This is a genomic window from Bacillus sp. URHA0034, from assembly GCF_056280405.1.
This window is the reverse complement of record NZ_JBWCDK010000002.1, coordinates 5,854,493-5,874,868: the sequence shown is the minus strand read 5'-3', so window position 1 is coordinate 5,874,868 and position 20,376 is coordinate 5,854,493. Positions and strand designations below refer to the sequence as shown.

18 protein-coding genes are annotated in these 20,376 nt (G+C 39.4%); 6 read left to right on the top strand and 12 right to left on the bottom strand.

What is annotated here, in order from left to right:
- Positions 1–73: 73 nt before the first annotated feature.
- Complete coding sequence (locus tag ACZ9EE_RS30495) at positions 74–634, bottom strand: TetR/AcrR family transcriptional regulator (protein ID WP_476032344.1); 561 nt, start codon at positions 632–634, stop codon at positions 74–76.
- A 148-nt stretch (positions 635–782) separates the two neighbouring features.
- On the opposite strand from ACZ9EE_RS30495, the gene ACZ9EE_RS30490 reads away from it, so the two are divergent.
- From ACZ9EE_RS30490 to xerS, 6 genes are all read left to right on the top strand, one after another.
- Positions 783–1,427 carry an NAD(P)H-binding protein gene (locus ACZ9EE_RS30490; protein ID WP_476032343.1) on the top strand — a complete coding sequence of 215 codons (645 nt, stop codon included), beginning with the start codon at positions 783–785 and terminating at the stop codon, positions 1,425–1,427.
- Between the two features lie 12 nt (positions 1,428–1,439).
- A complete protein-coding gene (locus tag ACZ9EE_RS30485; RefSeq protein ID WP_476032342.1) occupies positions 1,440–2,486 on the top strand; it encodes an LLM class flavin-dependent oxidoreductase in 1,047 nt (348 codons plus the stop codon).
- Between the two features lie 63 nt (positions 2,487–2,549).
- Positions 2,550–2,897, top strand: coding sequence for a DoxX family protein (locus ACZ9EE_RS30480; RefSeq protein ID WP_476032341.1), 348 nt, complete (start codon positions 2,550–2,552; stop codon positions 2,895–2,897).
- A gap of 71 nt (positions 2,898–2,968) precedes the next feature.
- Complete coding sequence (locus tag ACZ9EE_RS30475) at positions 2,969–3,829, top strand: SDR family oxidoreductase (protein WP_476032340.1); 861 nt, start codon at positions 2,969–2,971, stop codon at positions 3,827–3,829.
- 147 nt (positions 3,830–3,976) lie between these two features.
- The gene (locus tag ACZ9EE_RS30470; protein ID WP_476032339.1) at positions 3,977–4,531 is read left to right on the top strand and encodes an NADPH-dependent FMN reductase; all 555 of its coding nucleotides are present in this window, start codon (positions 3,977–3,979) and stop codon (positions 4,529–4,531) included.
- A gap of 296 nt (positions 4,532–4,827) precedes the next feature.
- Complete coding sequence (gene xerS / locus ACZ9EE_RS30465; RefSeq protein WP_476032338.1) at positions 4,828–5,916, top strand: tyrosine recombinase XerS; 1,089 nt, start codon at positions 4,828–4,830, stop codon at positions 5,914–5,916.
- 409 nt (positions 5,917–6,325) lie between these two features.
- Here xerS and ACZ9EE_RS30460 read toward each other — a convergent pair whose 3' ends face one another.
- The 11 genes from ACZ9EE_RS30460 to ACZ9EE_RS30410 form a co-directional block, all read right to left on the bottom strand.
- Entirely contained in the window at positions 6,326–6,472 is a 147-nt protein-coding gene (locus ACZ9EE_RS30460) for a DUF1206 domain-containing protein (protein WP_476033161.1), read from the bottom strand.
- Complete coding sequence (locus ACZ9EE_RS30455) at positions 6,457–7,176, bottom strand: DUF1206 domain-containing protein (RefSeq protein ID WP_476032336.1); 720 nt, start codon at positions 7,174–7,176, stop codon at positions 6,457–6,459. Before ACZ9EE_RS30455 ends, ACZ9EE_RS30460 begins: the two co-directional genes overlap by 16 nt.
- A gap of 316 nt (positions 7,177–7,492) precedes the next feature.
- Positions 7,493–9,370: an ABC transporter ATP-binding protein gene (locus tag ACZ9EE_RS30450; RefSeq protein ID WP_476032335.1), complete on the bottom strand. Its 1,878-nt coding sequence runs from the start codon at positions 9,368–9,370 to the stop codon at positions 7,493–7,495.
- Positions 9,367–11,094, bottom strand: coding sequence for an ABC transporter ATP-binding protein (locus tag ACZ9EE_RS30445; protein ID WP_476032334.1), 1,728 nt, complete (start codon positions 11,092–11,094; stop codon positions 9,367–9,369). The genes ACZ9EE_RS30450 and ACZ9EE_RS30445 overlap by 4 nt, the downstream gene beginning before the upstream one ends.
- Before the next feature lie 36 nt (positions 11,095–11,130).
- Positions 11,131–11,580 carry a MarR family winged helix-turn-helix transcriptional regulator gene (locus tag ACZ9EE_RS30440; protein WP_476032333.1) on the bottom strand — a complete coding sequence of 150 codons (450 nt, stop codon included), beginning with the start codon at positions 11,578–11,580 and terminating at the stop codon, positions 11,131–11,133.
- A 165-nt stretch (positions 11,581–11,745) separates the two neighbouring features.
- Complete coding sequence (locus ACZ9EE_RS30435; RefSeq protein WP_476032332.1) at positions 11,746–12,492, bottom strand: hypothetical protein; 747 nt, start codon at positions 12,490–12,492, stop codon at positions 11,746–11,748.
- A 101-nt stretch (positions 12,493–12,593) separates the two neighbouring features.
- Entirely contained in the window at positions 12,594–15,032 is a 2,439-nt protein-coding gene (parC, locus tag ACZ9EE_RS30430) for a DNA topoisomerase IV subunit A (RefSeq protein ID WP_476032330.1), read from the bottom strand.
- A complete protein-coding gene (gene parE, locus ACZ9EE_RS30425; RefSeq protein ID WP_476032328.1) occupies positions 15,029–17,008 on the bottom strand; it encodes a DNA topoisomerase IV subunit B in 1,980 nt (659 codons plus the stop codon). Before parE ends, parC begins: the two co-directional genes overlap by 4 nt.
- Before the next feature lie 287 nt (positions 17,009–17,295).
- Entirely contained in the window at positions 17,296–17,709 is a 414-nt protein-coding gene (locus tag ACZ9EE_RS30420) for a CoA-binding protein (protein WP_476032327.1), read from the bottom strand.
- Positions 17,710–17,993: 284 nt separating this feature from the next.
- Positions 17,994–18,926 (bottom strand): sensor histidine kinase, encoded by a 933-nt coding sequence (locus ACZ9EE_RS30415; RefSeq protein ID WP_476032326.1) that lies wholly within the window; start codon positions 18,924–18,926, stop codon positions 17,994–17,996.
- Between the two features lie 13 nt (positions 18,927–18,939).
- Entirely contained in the window at positions 18,940–20,244 is a 1,305-nt protein-coding gene (locus ACZ9EE_RS30410; protein ID WP_476032325.1) for a GGDEF domain-containing response regulator, read from the bottom strand.
- Positions 20,245–20,376 lie beyond the last annotated feature (132 nt).

The following is a 20,376-nucleotide window of genomic DNA, read 5'->3' as shown; positions in this document are numbered from 1 at the left end:
ACCGGAGTATTGGGTACGGTTAAGTTGAAGAAGGATAGTAAATGAAGAATCTCTTATGAGCCTGTTTTTTATATTAAAAACAGGCTCTATTTTTTATGAAATTCATTAATTGCTTTACATAATCTTCTGGTTGTGTCGATTGATTTTGCATACAATGCATCGCAGCTCCATATAGAGCCCAGCTTAACATTACAGTAAAGGCCTCTATGTCCGTTTTATTTTGGTTAGGCCATTGCTTTTGAGCCCACTCTAAAAAAAAGGTTTGAAGTTCCATTTTAAAAATGGTTTCTATCTGGGGTGTAAATGCCTCATAACTTCGCTGACATTTATTGCTGATCGAAGTCAGGAACTTAATGATTGATAAGAAAATGGCTTTAATGGTCTCCTCGTTAATTTCCTCATGCGTACTTACCTCTTGAATGACTTCTCTCATCACACTTTCACTTAACACCTTTTCAAGCAAATCATATTTGTCCATGAAATGAGAATAAAAGGTTGCACGGTTAACCGTTGCAGCAGTCGTAATATCTTTAATGGTGATGTCTTTAAAGTCCTTTTTCATTGATAACTCGATAAACGCATCCATAATGAGCTTACGAGTGCGAAGTATACGTGGGTCGATTTGTTTTTCCATAAAATTTGCTCCTATTTTTTAGACATTTTTAACGAAATGTTGTTTAAACAATAGATGTTTCATTTTGTCGGTTGTTTTAAGTTTTCCAACTTGATATATTGATTTTACAACAAATGTTGTCTAAACAAAAGATGTTGGAGAGAAGAAAATGAAAATAACGATTTTTGGAGCAAATGGTCAGATTGGTCAGCTTCTTGTTAAGCAAGCACTTGAGGCTGGATATCATGTTACAGCCTATACGAGACGACCTGATGCTTTAAATATAGAACATGAAAACCTACAAATTGTAGTTGGGGCTTTAACAGAACGAGAAAAATTAAAAGAAGCCATCATCGGAAGAGATGCTGTTTTAAGTGCCCTTGGACCAGTAATGACAATGAAACGAAAAGTTACAGACCTCCCTATTGCAGAAGCACATAAAGCCATTATCACTGTTATGGAGGAGTACGGAATCAAAAGGTTGATTACGCTAGCTACACCTGCGATTTCTGCAAAGGAAGACGTTAAACAGCTTGCTACAGTGTTGCCGAACCTCATGCCTAGGATATTCATGCCCACTGGCTACGCAGAGATGAAAGAGATAGAAAAGCTACTTAAAACAGCTAAGCTTGATTGGACGGTTGTGCGTATCATCGATCCGAACGCGAAAACAGACGGCAATGGATACGGTATATCGTTTGGAGATACGAAAAGCAAGATGAGTGTTTCTCGTTATCATGCAGCGAAATGTATGCTTGATGCTGCAACGAAAGTCGAATGGATTCATAAAATGCCAATCGTGTTTAACAACTAGGAGGGAAAGGGAATGAGCGAATTTGAATTTGGAGTTTATTCATTAGGTGAACGAATACCTGATGCCAATGGGAATAGTCCTACTGCTCAATCCAGAGTAGAAGAGATTATTCAAATGGCAAAAATGGCGGATGAAGCAGGACTCGATGTATTCGGTGTTGGAGAACATCATCGTCTGGATTTTGTCACATCTTCTTATGCCATGCTGCTTGCAGCGATAGCACGGGAGACAAAAAACATTAAACTAACGAGCACGCTTTCCGTTATTAGTACAGCCGATCCAGTTCGTGTTTACGAAGATTTTGCGACACTTGATTTACTATCGAAAGGACGAACCGAGATTATTTTAGGTCGTGGGGCATTTTTAGAATCATTCTCTCTGTTTGGAGCAAGTTTAAATGATTACAATGAATTATTTGAAGAGAAGTTACATCTTTTTATGAAATTACAGGAGCAGGAATTCGTCAATTGGCACGGGAGTTTCCGTTCCCCCCTTCAAAATGCACAAATCGCACCTAGACCTGTTCAGAAGAAACTACCTCTCTGGATTGGAGTTGGGGGTACCCCTGCAAGTGCCGTTCGTGCAGGCAGACTTGGTGTTAATATGGCACTTGGTTTATTAGGTGGTCGTCCAGAATCGGTCAAACCACTAACAGACCTATACTGGGAAGCCGCAAGAGAAGCAGGTCATGATATATCCAAGTTAAGAATTTCTGTAACGGGGCATTCATATATCGCCCAAACAGGAGAACAAGCGATTACTGAATTTCTTCCACCCTACAATCAATATTTTAGCTACTTTTCAAAAGATCGTGGTTATCCACACTTCTATACATCAGCGGAGCAATTGACACCTCAGCGAGCAGCAGGACAAATTTTAGCAGTTGGCAGTGCCGAAGAATTAGCAGAAAAAATCTTGTATCAGCATGAGCTATTCGGCCATTCACGCTTTATGGGGCAATTTGATATGGGTGGTCAGCCATTAGCCAGAGTAGAAAAAGCCATTGATCTACTGGCAAACAAAGTAGCACCAATGGTTCGTAGAGCTTTATCAAAATAAGTAAATCTGGAAGATGGCTTCGTTTTAAAAAAATAAAAAAGAACCACAAGGGAGAGAATGAGGGTGGAAATTTTAACTTATGTTTTACAAGGAATTCTTGCCTTAATGTTTTTAATGGCTGGTTTCGGGAAAGTAACTGGTTCTAAGATGCATGTGGAGGCTTTTACGCATTGGAGATTGCCACAATGGTTTAGAGTGGTAACAGGGCTTGTTGAATTAGTCGGGGCTATACTTTTAATTGTTGGATATTGGGTTCCTTCTTCGGCAATGGCAGGAGCACTTTTACTTGCTGTTACAGGTGTAGGAGGCATCCTTACACATATTCGGGTAAAGGATGCCTTTAAGGACACAGCTATGATTCTATTCTTAGCCATTCTATCGTTTGTTGTATTTTTTCTATATTTATTGTAAAAATTTCTTTTTTATCAAGATAGGTTAAAAGGGAAATTTAATATAAAATTTTATTTTTGGAGGAAAAGAAGTTGAAAATATTAGTTACAGGTGCAACAGGAAAATTAGGATCAAATATCGTTGAAAATTTAGTGAGGAAAGTACCCGTTTCAGATATTATTGCTGGCGTACGTGATCCACAATCAGAAAAAGCAAAGGCATACGAAGCACAAGGTATTGAAGTTCGCTTAACAGATTTTGAGAAAAAAGAAACATTAGTTGAAGCGTTCAAGGGTGTGGACCGTGTCTTCATAGTTTCAACAGTACCTGTTATGGAAATAGCAATCCAACAGCAGAAAAATACTGTAGAAGCAGCGAAAGAGACTGGTGTATCCCAATTGGTTTACTCAAGTGCACCACGTGCAGATGTGAGTGATTTCGTTTTAGCTGCTCCTCACCGTGAACGTGAAAACATCATTAAAGAATCCGGTATTCCATATGTATTTGTTCGTAACAACTGGTATGTTGAAAACGAATTAGGTACCATTCAACAATGCTTAAATGGCGCACCTTGGGTTACATCTGCAGGTGAAGGGAAGGTAGCTTGGGTCTACCGTCCAGATTTAGGTGAAGCCACTGCCAATGTGTTAGCAGGTGATGGACACGATAATAAAGCATACGAATTAGCAGGTGAAAACTTAACACAACAACAATTCGTTGATGCAGTTAATGAGGTTACAGGTAAAGAAATTCCTTTATTAGCCGTACATTCTGAAGCTCATGAAAAAATGCTAAAAGAGGCTGGCGTGCCAGAGGAATTTGTATCAATGCTAGTGATGATTCAAAATGGAATTCGTGAAGGTGGATTAGAAGCCCCACATTCTGATTTAGAAATGCTTCTAGATCGCAAACCAACTTCTGTGAAAGAAGCGTTACAAATTTTATTAAAATAATTACGAATTCCGCTGTATCAGAAGCCCAGTCACACCGATGAAGTAGGCTTTGGCTCAAATTGTAAGCCAACTATCTCAAACAAACTATTAAATTATCATAAAACTAATTCAAAAAATTCGTTTTAATAGACCAAGGAGGAAGAAATCATGACAAATGGAAAATTAAATATCGGTATTATCTTAGGAAGCACTCGTCAAGGTCGAGTAAGTCCTCAAGTTGGAGAATGGATAAAAGGAATTGCTGCCAAACGTGAAGATGCAAATTATGAAATTGTCGATATTGCCGATTTCCAATTGCCGTTTTTCGGAACAACTGATGGAACAGAACCTGGAATAGCAGCTTGGAGTGAAAAGGTTGCCAGCTTGGATGGATTTGTATTTATTGTTCAGGAATACAATCACAGTATTACTGGGGCATTAAAAAATGCACTTGATATCGCTAATCGTGAAGCTTGGAATAACAAAGCAGCAGGAATCGTAAGCTACGGGGGAACTGGTGGAGCTCGTGCAGCTGAACATTTACGAGGAATATGTGGAGAATTATTCATTGCAGATGTGAAAATTAACCCAACATTATCCTTATTTACAGATTTTGAAAACTTTACAACATTTAAACCGGCTGAATTACATCTTAATAATATCAGTTTGATGCTTGACCAAGTTGTAGCATGGGGCGGTGCATTACAAATCTTAAGAAAATAAACATATTTTAAAGGTGCAATATAATCCGAATATCAGACAAAAAAAGTGTCTGATATTCTTTTTCATTGTTAGTAAATATAATCATTTAAAATACTCATGCATGCAATGTATTTATAGATTTTCTCGAGATTGGAGAAGAGGAGGTAAACAAATACGTAACAGATGCTCAACTCACTCATTAGTGGTCGCTAAGTATAGATTGCGTACCTATAGATTAATCATCAAAAATATAATTACGTAAAATATAAATTTGACGTAATTAATCATACCAAGTAAAATAGATGTGAGGTGTTAATATGGTAAATCAGGATAAACAAACCAATTTTAAAAAATTACAAACCTTGCTGAACGAACTCCCTTGGTATGTCGAAGAATACATAAATCACAAGCTGCGTAAACTCTCGACTGCATCGTTATTTAATTACTGTCATGACTACAAGATCTTTTTCAATTGGATCATTATGGAGCAGTTGTATCAAGGTCCTGTTAAGGAAATCCCGCTGGAACGTCTCGAACAAATGACCGTTTTAGAGGTTGAAAACTTTTTAAACTATCTCCATTATCAGTTAGAAAACAAGGAATTAACGGTAAATCGTAAATTATCGGCCTTAAAGTCACTGTTTAATTATCTGCAAAATATCGCTGAAACACCGGATTTAAAGCCTTATATCAATCGAAATGTGATGGCCAAAATCGAGTTTAATGAAGTAAAAGACAGCATGGAAACCAAAGCAAATAAAATGGAAGGTAAAATCCTTCTTGGTGATGAATACGAAAAGTTTCGTTTATTTGTTGCAAATGATTATGGCGAATTAACTAAAGAAAATAAAAAACTATATAACTTTTATCAGTTAAATAAAGAACGTGATACGGCGATTGTTTCCTTAATATTGGGTTCTGGACTTCGTCTTTCTGAGTTAACCGGTATCGAATTAGACGATATTGATTTTAGTAAATTCTGTGTAAGAGTGATTAGAAAAGGAAATAAAGAACAATTTGTTTACTTTAGCCAAGTGGCTATGGCGGACCTCCAGGAATACCTCTCCGTGAGAGCGGCTAAATATAAAGTAGACAAAACAAATAAGGCGTTATTTATCTCTGCACCGATCGGTCCTAAAGGAAAATCGCGGCAGCTTACAGCACGATCGGTAGAAAAACTGATTGAAAAATATGCAACGGCATTTGGGAAACCATCATTATCGGTCCATAAGCTGCGGCATTCGTTTGCAACCAGATACCATGCTGAGATCAATGATGTACCGAAATTAAGACGTCAATTAGGTCATTCATCGATCCAGACAACAATGATTTATACTCATATTAAGAATGATGATCTAAAAATTGCTGTCGATAAAATGGATATGCCAAAAGAAGAAATCGATTAGACTGCCCATTAGTGGGCAGTTTTTTTATTCAATTTATCAGTTTACATAATATTATTATGTAAACTGATAAATTGATTGTCACATTACTATTCAGGACCTTTATTAAAATCATTGATAAGTCAATCGATTCACATACTATAAATATAAATCCTACCTTGTCTCAAAATAACAAGTATTCTTATTATTGAGATGAAATTGATAAAATTTAACTAATTTCATGGATTTTTTTGTATAAATATAAGTTGAAAATGAATAATTTTAAAATAAAACTGCCTCCCTTCTTCCTAAAAGGACTTCGATAAATTAAAATCAATTGTTTTCATAGACTCGGTTTATATTGAATTTCTAAACTACAAAAAGCTGCCACGACAGTCTTAATCGCGGTAGCTTGATCATCACTTACCCTATACTATTCTCTATCATACCCAAAATTCATATGCTGATAGCGTCCTATAATAATTTGGTAGACGCCATATAAAATCAGTCCAACAGCCACTATTACCAGTATAAACTGTCCGAATGGCTGGCTTGCTAATGCTGTTAAAGCACCGCCAATCCCTTTTGATTGATCGGGGTTATGTGTGTATGCTGCACGAATGAAAAAAAGCCGACCATACTCAGAACAATTCCTCTTGAAATCAGACCTAGTTTACCAGAAAGTCGTGCAATTTTACGTTCCTTATCATTCATTTCGTAGGTCTTGAATTTAGACATAAATTTCTCTTTTACACCACTATAAAGTTCAAAAACACCATACCCAGTAATAATAGCACCCACTATTCCAACAAACCATATGCCAAATGGCTGTTCCATTAACTTAGCGGAAATCGTTTTTCCTGAGTTGTCACCACCAGTGTACCCTGTGTGACTAGCTAATTTTATTGCACCAAATGCTAAATTTGTATAAATCACACCACTGATGAAATAACCAGTTCTTTTAATCAGGCCTTTAGCATCAGTTCCGTCATTTTCAGGATCCTTAATCACTTTAATAAAATCCCATAGGATGTAACCAATTAGTGCAATTCCGATAATCCATAATGCAACTTCACCAAATGGCATTCCGGCCAATGAATGTAGAACACCAGCTGTCCCAGTCATGCCGCCTCCGGATCCGAATGCTGCTAAAGCTGCGAGTACCCCAATCATTCCGTACACGAGGCCTTTAGCCATATAACCTAAACGGCCAAAACGCCGAACCCATGGTTTCACTTCTTTGATTTTATCTTTTGCTTCTGCTTTTGACTGCGAATTCAACACGAATGTCCACTTCCTCTACAATTCACTTTTTATATGAGTTCCCGTTTCAATGTAAAAAGAAACAACCAATAAAGTTGGGAACTGCTTATGTTTTTCGAGTTACAAAAAAGTCGGGAACTAGAAATAAAAAGTGCGTCTCCACTTATTGTAGAAACGCACCCGTTACTTCAAATATGATAAACTTTTTTAAGAGCTATGAACTGTCAATCTATAATGGGAGTATTAAAATTGCCTAAATTAAAAGAAGCATAAACTCCCTTTTATAGTCAGTTCCCACCTTTATTGTTTAGTTCCCATCTTTTTTGACATTTAACATTTATCCTATATTTTTTTGCCCGGTAAACTGGCTATTATATAAATCCGCATAGAAGCCGCCCTGAGCTAATAATTCTGTATGAGTCCCCTTTTCAATAACCGAACCATGATTCATAACTAGGATTAAATCCGCATCTCTTATAGTGGATAAACGGTGCGCGATGACAAAACTTGTGCGGCCTTTCATTAAATAATCCATTGCCTTTTGAATCTGTACCTCTGTTCTGGTATCAACACTGCTCGTTGCTTCGTCAAGAATTAGGATAGCTGGATCTGCTAAAATGGCCCGGGCAATTGTAAGTAATTGCTTCTGCCCTTGCGAAATATTGGATGCTTCTTCATTAAGAATCGTATCATAGCCATCCGGAAGTGTACGGATAAAGTGGTCAGCGTTTGCGGCTTTAGCAGCAGCAACAATTTCCACTTCCGATGCCCCTTCTCTTCCGTACGCGATATTATCGCGGATCGTACTGTTAAACAGCCATGTATCCTGAAGCACCATTCCAAATAAGCTTCGTAGTTTCTCTCTTTTTAGCTCTCTAGTATCAATTCCATCAATTAATATTTTTCCAGAATTAAGTTCATAGAATCGCATTAATAAATTGATCAGAGTGGTTTTGCCAGCACCAGTCGGTCCGACAATGGCTACCTTTTGGCCTGATTTCACCTCAATATTCATATCCTCAATCAGCAGCTCATCGTTTTTATAACCAAAGGAAACATGTTCAAAGCTGACGTTCCCTTCTGGGGATGGAATATCTTTTGGTTCAACCGCTTCTGGAACCTCTTCTGTTTCGTCTAAAATTTCAAAAACACGTTCTGCACTGGCAATCGTCGATTGGATGACGTTGGCGATTTGTGCAGTTTGCGCGATTGGCTGCGAAAACTGACGGGCATATTGGATAAAAGCTTGAATATCTCCGATTTCAATCGCCTTTTTTGTGACCAACAGACCGCCTGCCACCGATACAAGCACATAGCCGATATTATTGATAAACGACATAAGCGGCATGATCATTCCGGAGACAAACTGGGCCTTCCAGCCTGATTGATAGAGCTTTTCATTGATTTTTTCAAATTCCTCAACCGATCTTTTTTCATGGCCAAAAACTTTTACCACTTTATGGCCTGTATACATTTCCTCTACATGACCATTCAACTGGCCTAACGATTTTTGCTGTCCCTTAAAATACTGCTGTGACTTTTTCGCAATATTCGCAGTTGCAATAAAGCTGAGTGGTAAGGTCACAATAACAATTAATGTCATTAATGGACTAATCGACAGCATCATCACGATTACTCCAACTATGGTAACAACCGAGGTAATCAGCTGTGTTAAGCTTTGCTGGAGGGTCGTACTGATATTATCAACATCATTGACGGCTCTGGAGAGGATTTCACCATGAGTCTTAGAATCAAAGTACTTTAACGGCATTCGGTTCAGCTTTTCCTCTACTTCATTCCGTAGATTATAAACGGTCTTTTGAGCCACCCCTGCCATGATATATCCCTGTAAATAAGCAAAGATTGCACTCAATATATAGAGGCCGATTAATAGTAAAATAATTTGACCGATATAATCAAAATCGATTTCAGCGCCGGGAACACCCTTTAGCTTCATCATTAACCCTTCAAAGAGTTTTGTTGTCGCATGTCCCATTATTTTCGGGCTGACAATGGAAAAGACCGTACTAATGATGGCTGTGATCAGGACAGAAATGAGCTGCAATTTATATGGTTTTAAGTAGACTACGAGTCTTTTAAGCGTTCCTTTAAAATCCTTTGCTTTTTGGACAGGCATCCCCATTCCCCGAGGACCAAATCCTCCGCCTGGACCTCTTCTTGGTGCACCCTCGCTATGTTTAGAATCTGCACTCATGCAATTTCCTCCTCTGACAGCTGTGACATCACAATCTCACGATAAACAGGACTCGTTTCCATGAGCTGTTTGTGTGTACCGATTCCTGCAATCTTTCCATCATCTAAGACAATAATTCGATCGGCATCAATAATCGTACTAACTCGCTGCGCCACAATTAAGACCGTTGATTGACCGGTTTCTTCCTTTAAGGCCGCCCGAAGCTTGGCATCCGTCTTAAAATCTAATGCTGAAAAACTATCATCAAAGATATAGATTTCCGGCTTTCTTACGAGGGCACGGGCAATCGAGAGTCTCTGTTTTTGACCACCCGAAACATTTGTTCCCCCTTGCGCAATTATGGAATCAAATCCTTCGGGCATGGATGAAATAAATTCAGTTGCCTGGGCAATTTCAGCGGCATGACGTACTTCTTCATCTGTAGCATCTTCTTTTCCATAACGGATATTTTCTGCCATTGTACCCGTAAAGAGAATAGCCTGCTGTGGAACAAATCCAATCTTTTGACGAAGCTGCTCTTGCGTCATTTCACGAACATCTGTTCCACCCACCACTACCTGACCACTATCCACATCATAAAAACGCGGAATTAAATTGATAAGTGTGGATTTACCTGAGCCAGTTCCTCCAATGATTGCAGTCACTTCACCTGGATTCATCGAAAAAGAAATGTTAGAGATTGCCGGCATTTCAGCACCGGGATAGCTGAAGGTCACATCGCGAAATTCCACATGGCCTCTTTCCCCTTCCATTGATGCGGCTGAATCTGGGTCCTTAATATCGGCGACCGTCTCAAGTACTTCGTTAATTCTAACTGCTGAAACCGATGCTCTTGGGATCATAACAAACATCATCGATAACATAATGAACGAGAACATGATTTGCATGGCGTATTGAATAAATGCCATCATATCCCCAACTTCCATACTTCCATTACTAACCCGGTGGCCGCCGAACCAAATAATCGCCACCGTTGTAAGGTTGAGGACAACCATCATAATCGGCATCATTGCCGCCATAATTTTATTTACCTTTATCGCTGTTTGCGTTAAATCCCAGTTGGCTTCGTTAAAACGTTTTTTCTCATGTTCAACCCGGTTAAAGGAACGAATAACACGAATACCTGTTAAATTCTCCCTTAAGACACGGTTGAGTTTATCCAATTTTACTTGCATGGCTTTAAAGAGCGGAATCCCTTTTCTAGCAATGACCACAATCGCAACAATCAAAATAGGAATCGCCACAGCAAGGACCCCTGTGAGCTTGGCATCTTTTGAATAGGCCATGATAATCCCGCCAATACACATCATTGGCGCAGCGGCCATCATTCTCAACATCATAATCATAACCTGCTGGATTTGCGTAATATCGTTTGTTGTCCTTGTGATGAGTGAAGCTGTGCCAAGCTTGTCAAACTCACTTAAAGAGAAGTTTCCGACATGTGAGAAGACTTTGCTCCGTAATAACCTGCCGAAGCCAGATGCTGCTTTGGCTGAGCAAAAGCTGGCCGCAATCGAACAAATCATTCCGCCTAAAGCTACTAGCAGCATGTAGCCGCCAATTTTCCAAATATAATGAGTGTCACCAGTGACGACCCCTTTATCGACGATATCAGACATCAGTGTAGGTAAATACAATTCCGATAGAGATTGTAAAAGTACTAGCACAAGGACAACATAGATCGGGATTTGAAAGGGTTTAAGGTATTTACTCAATTTTAACAAGTTACTTCCACTCCATTTTCCATGTTAGTTTTTATTTTATTGATTTTCCAATTGATTAAAGTAATCATGAACTTTAAAAAGCGATTCTGCCAACTGCAAACTTTCCGCTTCCCCTAGATAATCAATCAGACCTAGAAAAGTATTTGCAAATGTCTGTCTAGCTTGTTCGGTTGCTTGAAGTCCCTCTTCAGTCAGACTGATCTTGACCGCACGTCTGTCCTCAGGATGAATCGTCCGTTCAATAAAACCATCCTTTTCGAGACCATTGATGATTTGCGTAACGGTTGGCGGTGTTACGTTCAATTTCTGACTAATTTCTGAAACCTTCATCTCACTGTTATTCATATTTGCTCGTTGCAGCAGCGCGAGCACTCTGAATTCACTTGGATTAAAACCAGCAATTTTCTTTTCGTGCCAGCCCGTTTTCCTAAATTGCTGAAATGCCTTCATTAATTTTTGCGCAGTCTCACTTTCAAAATGAGCCACTATCCTCACCTCATTTTATTTACCATCCTAATAGTTAGGCAGCTTAATTATTTATAGACCTAAGTATATTCCCGTTGACAGACTACGTCAATCATTAGCTAAAAGAAAAAACACAGAAAAATTTCTGTGTTTTGGTGGGTTGTTATATAGGAAAATGAAATACGATTAATGTGTTACTTCTGCCTTAAAGAGTTTCCAATGCCCATGATCATAATACCAAATAGAATTAACGAAGGCGATGATATCAGCATTTGCGATCCCCGTTACCTTCTGCTGCCCTTTTAGGCCAACTTTTTGATGGTCGATTTGGATTGGTTTTACATTATAATAGGAGTTAACCGTTAATTCGGTTGGCTCATTTAATTTCCCACGATAATAAAAGCCTAGTTTTTTATAATAGTCCTTGCGCTTTTTCAAATCAAATAGATAGGATTTTCCTGTTTGGGTTAATTTGATTTCTGCTTTATACCCATTTTTAAATTTTGCATCCATTTCTAATGGCTCTGGAACGGTTAAGTCGGTCCGGACAAAATCTTTTAAGCTATACAAATAGCTCGTCACATTCCCTGCGTTTTCGTCTGTTAATACATTTGCAAATAAATCTTTCAAACCATCATGGTTCAAATCTACTAACTTTAGGGATGCCTTCTTCCCGCTTTCTAACGGAAAGCTGTAGGTTCTGCCATTAGAAGCCCTAATATCAATAAAAACACTTTTCAAGTAATTTTCTTCGTCCTGAGAGGGTACCCCTTTTAACCAAATGGTCTCATTTTGCCCATCTCCAGTCAGATCTGCTTCCTGTTTTGAAATCGTAACGGTCCTTATATTTTCTTCAATCGCATATACGCCCGTAATGGTCGTAAGGGATATAAAAAAAAACGAAACGATGACTAACAGCATCTCTTTTTTCATCCAGTTCCCCTCCACATCCTTTTCTTTAAACTTAGTATGTCCATTTATGGAAAAAAAATGAAAAGAACCTCCTATTTTCTTGGGAGGTTCTTTTCATCGTTTTATTCGGTTACTGGTTCGGATGCAGCTACTTTCCATAAGTTGCTTACTTTACCGTTTTCGTCCTCGTCTAGGATAAACGAGCCGTTTGAATAACGGTCACTATAGCTAATATCGGCAGTTTTTAGTGTTTCGGTGTAACCTTTTTCTGTCTCAATCATAATGAGATCTTGTTCATTTGCTAAACAGAAGCCTACAATCCGATGCGGTTTCGCTTTTAGCTCCCTGAGAATGACAACACCACGCTTTGCACGGGTTGCTTTTTCAAATTCTTTTAATTTCATGCGTTTTAAGGCACCGCGCTGGGTAACAACTACAATCGATTCACTGCTATCTGGCGTGATCAGCTTTCCACCAACGACCAGATCGTCTTCTTTTAAGTTAATCCCTTTTACACCAGCAGCCCGCTGTCCGACAATACTAATCTCTTCTTCATGGAACCATAAAGCATAGCCCAACTTGGTGACTAAGAAGAGCTCTTTCGTGCCATCCGTTAGATGCACATCGACTACCTGATCATCATCCTTAAGATTGACGGCCACAAGTGGTTTCGAGTACCGCTGTGCTTTATAGGCTTTCAGTTCGGTTTTCTTAACCATTCCGTTTTTCGTGACAAAAACAAGATAAGCATCGATTTCAAAGTCTTTAACTGAAATCGCATGGATGATCTCTTCGTCACGATCAATTGGAATAATATTGGCTATATGCTGGCCAAGATCCTTCCAACGGATATCTGGAAGCTCATGAACAGGGCAGAACAAGTAATTGCCCTTATTGGTGAAGAGCAGTAATACATCTTTTGTATTCACATCGAGTTGGGCAAGGAGACGGTCAGATTCCTTCATTGCCAAGTCATGTCCGCCGGATGCCGCGTAGGAACGCTGGCTTGTTCGTTTCACATAACCTTCTTGTGTCACGGTGACAATCACATCTTCACTTGGCACAGTTACGTCGAGATTAATTTTGATTTCTTCAATTTCCGCTTCGATTTTCGAACGGCGTTCATCTGCGAAGCGTTTTTTTACGTCTTTTAACTCTTTTTTAATGACCGATAAAAGTTTTTTCTCACTAGCTAAAATACTAGTAAGCTCTTCCACTTTTCCTGCTAACTCTTCAGCTTCGTTCCTTAGTGCAGTGATATCTGTGTTTGTTAAACGGTAGAGCTGTAAAGAAACAATCGCTTCAGCTTGTAATTCTGTGAAACCAAATTTGGCGATTAAGTTATCTTTGGCATCCCGTTTATCCTTTGAGGCACGAATGGTGGCAATCACTTCATCGAGAATCGACAAAGCCTTGATTAAACCTTCCACAATATGCTGACGCTCTTTTGCCTTATTGAGGTCAAATTGCGTTCTTTTTGTGACGACTTCTTTTTGATGGCCAATATAGGCATCTAATAACTCTCGGATACCCATCAGTTTTGGGCGTTTGTTATAGATCGCGACCATATTAAAGTTATACGTTACCTGAAGATCACTATTTTTATATAAGTAATTCAAGACACCTTCTGCATGGGCATCCTTTTTTAATTCAATCACGATTCTAAGACCGGTACGGTCGGTTTCATCACGGACCTCAGACATTCCTTCTACTTTACGGTCTAATCGAAACTCATCCATTTTTTTGACGAGATTGGCTTTATTGATTTCATAAGGGATCTCGGTAATCACAATTTGCTGCTTACCGCCGCGAACTTCTTCGATTTCCGCTTTACTCCGGACAATGATTTTACCTTTGCCAGTTTCATAGGCTTTTTTAATGCCTTCTATCCCTTGAATAATGCCGCCCGTAGGGAAATCTGGTCCTTTAATCACGGTCATGAGTTCATCTACCGTTGAATCCGGTTGATCCATTCTCATGATCACACCATCAATAACTTCACCCAAATGGTGTGGAGGAATATCGGTAGCATAACCTGCTGAAATTCCAGTGGAACCATTAACAAGTAAGTTCGGGAACATCGCCGGTAAAACAGTCGGTTCCTTCGATGTATCATCAAAGTTCGGAATAAATTCCACCGTGTTTTTTTCAATATCCCTTAAGAGTTCAGCGGCAATCGCCGAAAGCCTTGCTTCTGTATAACGCATCGCTGCAGGCGGATCACCATCAACACTACCGTTGTTTCCATGCATTTGAACAAGCACGTTTCGAACTTTCCAATCCTGGCTCAATCGTACCATGGCTTCATATACGGAAGAATCACCATGTGGGTGATAGTTACCAATAACATTACCAACTGTCTTAGCTGATTTTCGAAACCCTTTATCAAAGGTATTGCCTTCGACATGCATGGCATATAAAATACGCCGCTGTACAGGCTTTAATCCGTCCCGCGCATCCGGCAGGGCACGTTCTTGGATAATATACTTACTATATCTGCCAAAACGATCACCAATTACATCTTCTAGAGGTAAGTCCCGGAATTTTTCAAGTGCACTCATCCTTCAGGTACCTCCTCTGAGACCGTTATATTTTCATTTTCTAAAATCGTATCATCTTCTTCTAAACCAAATGCCACATTACTTTCAATCCATTTACGGCGCGGCTCTACTTTATCACCCATCAGGGTAGTGATGCGTCGTTCCGCTCTGGCGATATCATCAATCTTAACGCGGATTAATGTCCGAGTCTCGGGGTCCATTGTGGTATCCCATAGCTGGTCAGCATTCATTTCGCCAAGACCTTTGTAGCGCTGAATGATGTAGCCTCTGCCGACTTTTTTGATCGCACCCTGGAGTTCGTCTTCATTCCAGGCATATTCAATGATTTCTTTTTTCCCGGAGCCCTTACTTACTTTGTATAAAGGCGGCAGGGCAATAAACACCTTGCCGGCTTCAACAAGCGGCTTCATATAGCGGTAAAAGAAGGTGAGTAATAATACTTGAATATGAGCACCATCTGTATCGGCATCGGTCATAATGACGATTTTGTCATAGTTGATGTCTTCAACCGAAAAATCCCCGCCAACTCCGCCGCCAATCGCATGGATAATTGTATTGATTTCCTCATTTTTGAAGATATCAGACAGTTTCGCTTTCTCGGTATTAATGACTTTACCACGGAGCGGAAGAACGGCCTGAAAGCGGCGGTCACGGCCCTGCTTGGCAGAACCTCCCGCAGAATCACCCTCTACTAGGTAAAGTTCATTCTTTTGCGGATTTCGTGATTGCGCTGGTGTCAGCTTTCCAGAGAGGACTGCTTCTCCCCGTTTCTTCTTTTTACCGCTTCGTGCATCTTCACGGGCTTTTCTTGCGGCTTCTCGTGCCTGATAGGCTTTAATTGATTTTTTGATTAGTAGCGAGCTGATATCAGGATTTTCTTCTAGGAAGTAAGAAAGATGCTCAGACACCACGGAATCAACTGCAGATCTCGCTTCACTTGTTCCGAGTTTTCCCTTCGTTTGTCCTTCAAATTGGAGCAGTTCTTCCGGGATTCTTACGGAAATAACCGCCGATAATCCTTCGCGAATATCATTGCCATCTAAATTTTTTTCCTTTTCCTTAAGAAAAGCAACCTTGCGGGCATAGTCATTGAACACCCTTGTCATCGCCGTTTTTGCGCCGGCTTCATGTGTACCGCCATCTCTTGTCCTTACGTTATTAACAAAGGATAAGACATTTTCGGAATAGCCGTCATTGAATTGAAACGAAAATTCTACTTCAATTCCATTTTGAGTTCCTTCGAAGCTTCCAACTGGATGAAGAGTTTCTTTATCCTCGTTTAGGTATTCAACAAAAGCCTCAATTCCGTTTTCATAGTGAAAAACTTCGTGGAGATCATTACGGTCATCAATAATCTCGATTTTTAATCCTTTTAACAAGAAAGCTGATTCTCTCAGCCGTTCAGATAGAGTTTCAAAGTTATAGGTCGTGGTCGAGAAAATCGTCGTATCCGGTTTAAAATGAATCGTTGTTCCCGATTGATTGGTCTTGCCGATTTTTTCGAGTGTTGTGACGGGTTTCCCGCCATTTTCAAACCGTTGTTCATAAACGAAGCCATCTCGTTTAATCGTAACGACTAACCATTCAGATAATGCATTTACAACTGAAGCACCAACACCGTGCAGCCCTCCGCTGGTTTTATAGCCGCCTTGACCAAATTTACCACCGGCATGGAGCACGGTTAAAATAACCTCCGGAGTTGGTTTTCCCATTTTATGCATGCCTGTAGGCATTCCTCGACCCTTATCCATAACACTTATGGAATTATCTTTGTGTATTCTTACAATGATTTGATCACCGAAACCGCCAAGTGCTTCATCGACAGAGTTATCCACTATCTCATATACAAGATGATGAAGACCGCGTGAATCAGTGCTGCCAATGTACATACCTGGGCGCTTTCTTACCGCCTCAAGACCTTCCAGTACCTGGATGGCATCATCATTATAATCAAATGCTTGCTGATTCCTTGCCACTAAAATACCCCTTCCTGCCTAAAAAAACATAAATGGCGCTCATCGCCATTTTCAAAATAAATTAGTAAAAGATTCGTTTTAAAGAGTCCATTATCCTTTAAATATATCCAATAGAACTAATGTTTGCCACATTTATTTTAACATAACTTGTTGTGGCGTCTATGCCTAATTGTAGCGATTTATTTCGATTTGGCAAATATGTATTTAAAAACAACTTATTTTTGTAATACAATTTTGACGGTCTTTGTGAGGGAAAAAAGAAAAAAACTGCTAAAAAATAGCAGTTTTTATCTCGTCATCGCATATTCGATTTTAATACAGCGATCCATAATGACCGTATAGCCCTTTTCTTTTAAAAATTGATAGGCTTCTTCGTTAGCAAGACCGAGCTGGGCCCAATAGACATCAGCATCGATCTCGTCAAATTCCTTCGCAACATCGAACAATTGTTCTGATCTCCTAAAAACATTAACGATATCAACATGTCCCTCGATTTCTTTTAAAGAGGAAACAGCTTTTACACCTAGTACTTCGTCGACAGCTGGGTTAACTGGAATGATTTCATAGCCTGCCTTTTGCATGACCTCCGATACTTGGTAGGAAGCCTTTGCTGGATTATCGCTCAATCCTACGACTGCAATTCTTTTTGCCTTTTTCAAAATAGCGGCGATTTCCTCACGGCTTGGATTTTCAATTGCCATTCTGACCACTCCCTAAAGATTATTATCTTTATTTTACCCTTTTTGAAAAATAAAACCAAAATAAAACGCTTGCAAATAGAAAAGCGAAAGCGCCTTGTCCAGGGGCGCAAGGCTACAGACAAGCCGGCGAGAAGGCTGCTTTATTGCCTTCTTGACAGATTGGCTTAGACCTTAGAGCCCCTAGGCGCTATAGCTAGACAGGGAATAGTTAGCGTCAAGCAGGCCTTTTTCATAAACCATTATCATTTCATAAACAAAAGCTCCCTGCCATCTGGGAGCTTACCTTAAGAAACAGAGATGAGTTCAGGTTTAACTGCCTCGTTTACCTTGGGTACGGAGATGCAAAAACGGGCACCCGCCTCATGGTTTTCAACGGTAACCAATCCATTCATATTTTCTAGTATCATCTTGGTCATATATAGACCTAAACCTGTTCCATGCGGCTTGGTAGTAAAATAGGGATCAAAGATTTTATTGAGGAGCGAAGGCTCGATTCCTCCGGCGTTATCCGTGAACTCTGCTGTAACAAATTCCGAACTTTTACTTAATTTAATCGTTATTTTTCTGTCGTTGATATCTTTTTGAACAAAGGCATCGCGGGCATTTGTTAAGATATTCAATACCACTTGGCTATATTCGTTAGGAAAACCGTAAGCAGTTAGTTCACCACGGTATTCAAATTCCATCTTAATCCCATAATATTTTAGGCTTGATGAAAAAATCGATAATGCATCCTCAATCGAACTTCCAATTGAAAAAGGGGTTTTTTCGCTATTCGGTTTGTAGAACTTCTGAAAATCATGGATGGTACGGGACATATGCTTGATTTGTATCATACTTTCCTTGGTGAAATGATCAATATAGATTTCGTCAAGCTGACCAAACTCAAACTCCTCACGCACATCCTGAATAATAAGCGATAAACTATTTAACGGCTGCCGCCATTGATGTCCAATATTGGCTATCATTTCACCCGTGGCAGCCAGTCTGGAGTGCTGAATCAGGAGATGATCCTTTTGCCTGTTTTTTTCGACCTCATCTTGAATTTTCTTTTCTAAATTTCGATTAATGGCTTCGTAGTTTTCCGTTAAATCCCGATTTTTTTGTTCACTTTCTTCCAGCTTCTTCATCAGGATGCGGCTCTTAAAGAGATATAAACAAATGGTCAAAATGATATAACCAATCACCAATGATAAGGAAATATATACATAAAGCATTATAGCCGCCTCCTTACTCTTCTTTGGTGTATAATGATACACAGTTTCGTCCATTATTTTTTGAAGTGGTAAGCGCTCGGTCGAGTTCTGCCAGCAATTCACCTTTTGTTTTACCCTGAGCAAATTCTGCAACCCCAAAGCTGCAGGTAACCTGGCCAATCGTGAGAAAATGATATTGTTCAATAATCGACCGGATCGATTCAGCCAGTAACACTGCTTTATTCCCATCTGTTTCAGGAACAAGCAGGATGAATTCCTCGCCTCCCCAACGTGCAAACATGTCACACTCACGAATCCGCTGCTGGACAATGGTAGAAGCCGTAATTAACACTTTATCCCCTGCTGTAGGACCAAATTGGTTGTTAAGAGTTTGGAAGAAATCAATATCCATTAAAATAAGTGAAAAGGACCGATCAAATCGCTCGGCACGTCTCATTTCGCCGGCCAAAATTTCCTTGAACTTCTGCCTTGTATAACTGCTTGTCAATGGGTCCAGCATCGCTAAATGGTCCTTATCCCGGCTTTCTTTCTCTAAATCTGTTATATCTGTCAGCACAAATAAGAGTTGTTTTGTGCCTGGAATCGGCCCTGCTTTCATTACATAGTTATAATCATTTCCTAGAGGACCTTTCCAGCGGACTTTTGCTGAATTTTTCCCAGTAGCTGAAAAATCTTCTATCCAACGCCCTTTATCCTTGGGATAAAAATAGTGCGGATCCTCGACAAAAAAACTGGAAAGAAACTGACTTTGATAACACGCGGGATGATTCTTATGAATGCCAATCCCTGTTACACTAGTAAATGCTTGATTCCATTCAACAATCTCTCCGTTTTCAATCACGAAAATGAGATTATCTTGGAAATCAAGAATCGTCCGGGTCAGATTCTTTTGTTTTTCAAGTTCTTTTTCTAATTGAATCTGGTAAACAGATTTTTGAATTGCTTGTAACAGCAAATCAAGATCAATTGGTTTTAAGATAAAATGATTGACATTGTTTTCAATCGATTGGACAAAAAAATCATTATCATCATGAGCGGTGGTGACAATGACTTGGACCTTTTCGTTTAGTTCCCTGATTTTTTTAATCATCTCTAATCCGCTCATTTGGTTCATTTTGATATCAGCAATAATTAAATCCGGTTTGTATTTTTGATAGAGTTGTAATCCCTCCACGCCATCAATAGCAACATGGATATGGGCAAACCGGCGATTTAAAACCCGAAGCAGTTTTTCGCGGGAAAATGTTTCATCTTCAACATATAAAACTCGTATATCCGGGTATTGGTATTTAAGATATTGCAGCACGCTTCTCGCCATTCGACCATCACCTCTTTTATCAGTTAATAAATCACATTATGTAAGAAAACCGACGCTTTACCCCGTCGAAAAGGCCAATTCTTTTGTTAATCATACGATTTATTCACAATTATAAATTCACCTTTTCCTGCA